Origin of the sequence: Wenyingzhuangia sp., from assembly GCF_039768515.1 — a bacterium.
Classification (GTDB): domain Bacteria; phylum Bacteroidota; class Bacteroidia; order Flavobacteriales; family Flavobacteriaceae; genus Wenyingzhuangia.
Genome location: NZ_JBDNAI010000144.1, coordinates 1 through 3,990, shown reverse-complemented (window position 1 = coordinate 3,990; position 3,990 = coordinate 1). Strand labels below are relative to the sequence as shown.

The window sequence follows — 3,990 nt, the reverse complement described above, 5'->3', positions numbered from 1 at the left end:
GTATTGTCTAATACTTTACCATTGCTGACACTTTTAAGCTTGGTTCTAACAAATGCTGGGCCTTTTCCTGGTTTTACGTGAAGAAATTCAATGATTTTATAAATATCGTTGTTGTATCTAATACACAATCCTTTTCTAATATCTGATGTAGATGCCATTTTTTTATTGTCTTAATTATTACTAAAATATCCTTTCATTATACCCCTTTGAGAATCTCTGATAAACTGGAGAATTTCATCCCGTTCATTGGTCGCTTCCATTTCTGCTTCTATAATTTGAACGGCCTGGGTATTGTTATAATTTCTTTGGTAGAGTATTCTGTAAATATTCTGAATCTCTCTGATCTTATCTGTGTCAAACCCTCTTCTTCTCAATCCTACAGAGTTTATGCCTACATAAGAAAGTGGCTCTCTAGCCGCTTTGACAAATGGGGGAACATCTTTTCTCACCAAAGAGCCTCCTGTAACAAATGCGTGTTGCCCAATAGACACGAATTGATGAACGGCCACTAGACCTGCTAAAACTACATTTTCACCAATAGTTACGTGTCCTGCTAAAGTAGAATTGTTAGAAAAAATAGCATTATTGCCCACCAAACAGTCATGGGCTATATGACAATATGCCATAATGAGACAATTTGAACCAATGACGGTTTTCATTCTATCCGTAGTTCCTTTGTTAATAGTCACACATTCTCTTATAGTGGTGTAATCTCCAATTTCTACGGTAGTATCTTCTCCATTGTATTTTAAATCTTGTGGTGGAGCGGAAATAACTGCTCCAGGAAAAATATTACAGTTTTTCCCAATACGGGCACCTTCCATGATAGTCACGTTAGATCCTATCCAAGTGCCTTCTCCAATAATGACATTATTGTGAATGGTCGTGAAGGGTTCTACTACAACATTTTTGGCGATTTTCGCACCTGGGTGTATGTAAGCTAAAGGCTGGTTCATTTATTTCTTTTTAACAATTTGAGCCATTAATTCAGCTTCACAAACCAACTTATTATTGGCATAAGCATAGGCTTGCATATGGCATATTCCCCTTCTAATAGGAGAAATAAGACTACAGTGGAAAATTAATGTATCTCCGGGAATGACTTTTTGCTTGAATTTCACATTGTCCATTTTCATGAATAAAGTGAGGTAGTTTTCAGGATCTGGCACCGTACTTAATACAAGAACTCCTCCTGTTTGTGCCATGGCTTCTATTTGCAAAACACCTGGCATGACTGGTGCTCCTGGAAAATGTCCAACAAAAAAATCTTCGTTCATGGTGACATTTTTCATTCCAACTACATGGGTGTCTGAAAGTTCAATAATACGGTCTATCAGTAAAAATGGTGGCCTATGGGGAAGCATATCCATGATCTGGTGTATGTCCATTAAAGGTGGTGCATTTAGATCATATTTAGGCACCTGATTTCTCTTTTCTGCCTTAATCATGGCACAGAGTTTTTTTGCAAACTGAGTGTTTACATAGTGTCCTGGCTTGGTGGCTATCACTTTACCCCTGATTCTAGAACCCGCCAACGCTAAATCTCCTATGACATCTAATAACTTATGTCTGGCTGCTTCATTAGGTTGATTTAAAGTGAGATTATCTAAAATTCCATTTGGTTTTACAGATAATTTAGATTTGTTAAACGCTTTTTCTAGCTTAAGCATTGTTTCAGGAGAAATCTCTTTGTCTACGTAAACAATAGCGTTATTTAGATCTCCTCCTTTGATTAAACCATGATCTAGTAGGGTTTCTAATTCGTGTAAAAAACTAAAGGTTCTAGCCTCTGAAATCTCACTTTTGAATTCGGAAATATGGTTTAAAGTAGCATTTTGAGTACCTAATACTTTAGTGCCAAAATCTACCATGGTGGTTACTTGGTAATGATCCGCAGGAATTAAGGTAATTTCAGATCCTGAAGTTTCATCTGTGAAAGTAATCACTTCAGTCACTACAAATTCTTCTCTAAGCGCTTCTAGAGTCTCTATACCAGCACTTTCTAAAGCAGCAATAAAAAACTTTGAAGATCCATCCATAATGGGTGGTTCAGCAGCGTTTAATTCAATGAGAACATTGTCTATTTCCAAACCAACTAAGGCAGCGAGTACATGCTCTGAAGTTTGAATACTCACCCCGTCTTTTTCTAAATTTGTACCCCTTTGGGTGTTCACTACATATTGTGCTTCTGCTTGAATAGTAGGCGTCTCTTTTAAATCTACTCTTTTAAATCTGTAGCCTGTATTTTCCAGGGCTGGTTTAAAAGTCATGGTCACTTCTGCTCCTGTATGTAACCCTACTCCAGTGAGTGTTACTTCTTTAGCAATGGTAGTTTGTGCAACTGTCTTTTCTAACATTACAAATAATCTTTTGTATCTAGTTTATGAATGGTTTTTGGCAAATTTTTAAAATGGACATAAGATTTATTAAAATCTTGATATCCAAAAGCTGGTGATCCCTGTAAGACCTCCTTAGATTTTACATTTCTTCCTACTCCTGATTGGGCCTGTACTTTCACATAATCACCAATGGTAATGTGGCCTACAATACCTACTTGGCCTCCGATCATACAGTGTTTTCCAATTTTGGTAGAACCTGCTATTCCGGTCTGAGCAGCAATGACTGTATGTGCTCCAACTTCTACGTTATGTGCAATTTGAATCTGATTATCTAATTTAACCCCTTCTCTAATTAGAGTGACACCAATGGTAGCCCTGTCTATTGTTGTTCCTGCACCTACATCTACGTGATCCTCAATAATGACATGACCAATTTGTGGAATCTTTGTATAGCTACCGTCTTCTTGGGGCGCAAATCCAAAACCATCTGAACCAATCACTGCATTGGGGTGAATAACACAATGATTTCCAATCACAGTATCTGAGCATATTCTCGCTCCCGGAAAAATAGTCACCTCATTCCCTATAGTCACATTTTCTGCAATATGAACATTGGGATGAATCGTTACATTATTCCCTATTTTAGTGTGGGCTCCTATATAAGAAAAAGCCCCTAAATATAGGTTCTTTCCATAGGTAGCTTCTTTGTTCACATAACTCGGAGACTCAATACCAGATTTGGTTTTCTTAATACTGTCGTAATAAGACAACAACTTAGAAAATGCACCATAGGCATCTGGAACTTTGATCAATGTTGTGCGCAGCTCTTTTTCTGGTACAAAGGTGTCGTTCACTATAGTGATGGACGCATTTGTTTTATATATATAAGGCGTGTATTTCTGGTTGGATAAAAAGGTTAAACTCCCTTTTTCTCCTTCCTCTATTTTAGAGACCGTTTGAACCTCCACGTCTGGGTTGCCTTCTACTTCACCTTCTAGGATCGAAGCAATTTGGCGCGCTGTAAATTTCATAGTGCAAAAGTAAGAAATAATACTTAAAAGCCTTTTTTAGGATAGCATATATAATACTTCTCCACCTTATGGGTCAATGCTTCGAAAAACGAAGGGGCTAATTGGGTAGCAATATTGACTTTTTTGCCTGATTTTTTGATCATATAGATGGGCGTATTTAATGGATTATAGGCCAGATTAGAAAAGGTTCCTGAGAACACAAAATAAGGCCATGTATCCTTTTCGTAGCCTGCTGCCTCTAATAGTTTTGTTTTCGTAGCTTTTTTTGTTTCAGAAAATGGGGTTTCTTTAATTTTAATTTTCAACAAACTACGGTTTAATATCATCCCACATAAATGCGACAAAACAACATCTTTATGATCGCTCCAAGTCTTTATAGCTGCGTAAATATCAGTGTCGTCTAATTTTGAAAATTGCTCCATAGTCTCATCCGACAATTGTATGCCATCCTGATGATTTAAAAAATACATTAAAGCGTTTGTTGCTTGTAAATGCTCTCCTTGCTTAAGTAAGGTCTTTGCCCTTTCAAAAATTTTAATCAATATGGCTTCTGCTGCAATACCTGTTTTATGCAAGTATACCTGCCAGTACATAAAACGTCTGGCCATGAGGTATTTTTC

At 37.1% G+C, this 3,990-nt stretch carries 3 protein-coding genes and 2 pseudogenes; all 5 read right to left on the bottom strand.

Annotation, left to right across the window (positions count from 1 at the left end; translation table 11 throughout):
• A pseudogene (locus tag ABF281_RS08935) lies at window positions 1–158 on the bottom strand (elongation factor P); the annotation flags it as partial.
• A 12-nt stretch (window positions 159–170) separates the two neighbouring features.
• On the bottom strand, window positions 171–956 hold the full coding sequence (lpxA, locus tag ABF281_RS08930) for an acyl-ACP--UDP-N-acetylglucosamine O-acyltransferase (protein WP_347181330.1): 786 nt from the start codon (window positions 954–956) through the stop codon (window positions 171–173).
• Window positions 957–2,357 (bottom strand): bifunctional UDP-3-O-[3-hydroxymyristoyl] N-acetylglucosamine deacetylase/3-hydroxyacyl-ACP dehydratase, encoded by a 1,401-nt coding sequence (locus ABF281_RS08925; RefSeq protein ID WP_347181329.1) that lies wholly within the window; start codon window positions 2,355–2,357, stop codon window positions 957–959.
• Complete coding sequence (gene lpxD / locus ABF281_RS08920) at window positions 2,357–3,370, bottom strand: UDP-3-O-(3-hydroxymyristoyl)glucosamine N-acyltransferase (RefSeq protein ID WP_347181328.1); 1,014 nt, start codon at window positions 3,368–3,370, stop codon at window positions 2,357–2,359. Before lpxD ends, ABF281_RS08925 begins: the two co-directional genes overlap by 1 nt.
• Before the next feature lie 23 nt (window positions 3,371–3,393).
• Window positions 3,394–3,990 (bottom strand): annotated as a pseudogene (locus ABF281_RS08915) (phosphohydrolase); the annotation flags it as partial.

Excerpts from the sequence above, each read along its gene's own strand:
- lpxA (WP_347181330.1), bottom strand. The coding sequence starts at position 956 with ATGAACCAGCCTTTAGCTTACATACACCCAGGTGCGAAAATCGCCAAA.
- lpxD (WP_347181328.1), bottom strand. The coding sequence starts at position 3,370 with ATGAAATTTACAGCGCGCCAAATTGCTTCGATCCTAGAAGGTGAAGTA.
- ABF281_RS08925 (WP_347181329.1), bottom strand. The coding sequence starts at position 2,357 with ATGTTAGAAAAGACAGTTGCACAAACTACCATTGCTAAAGAAGTAACA.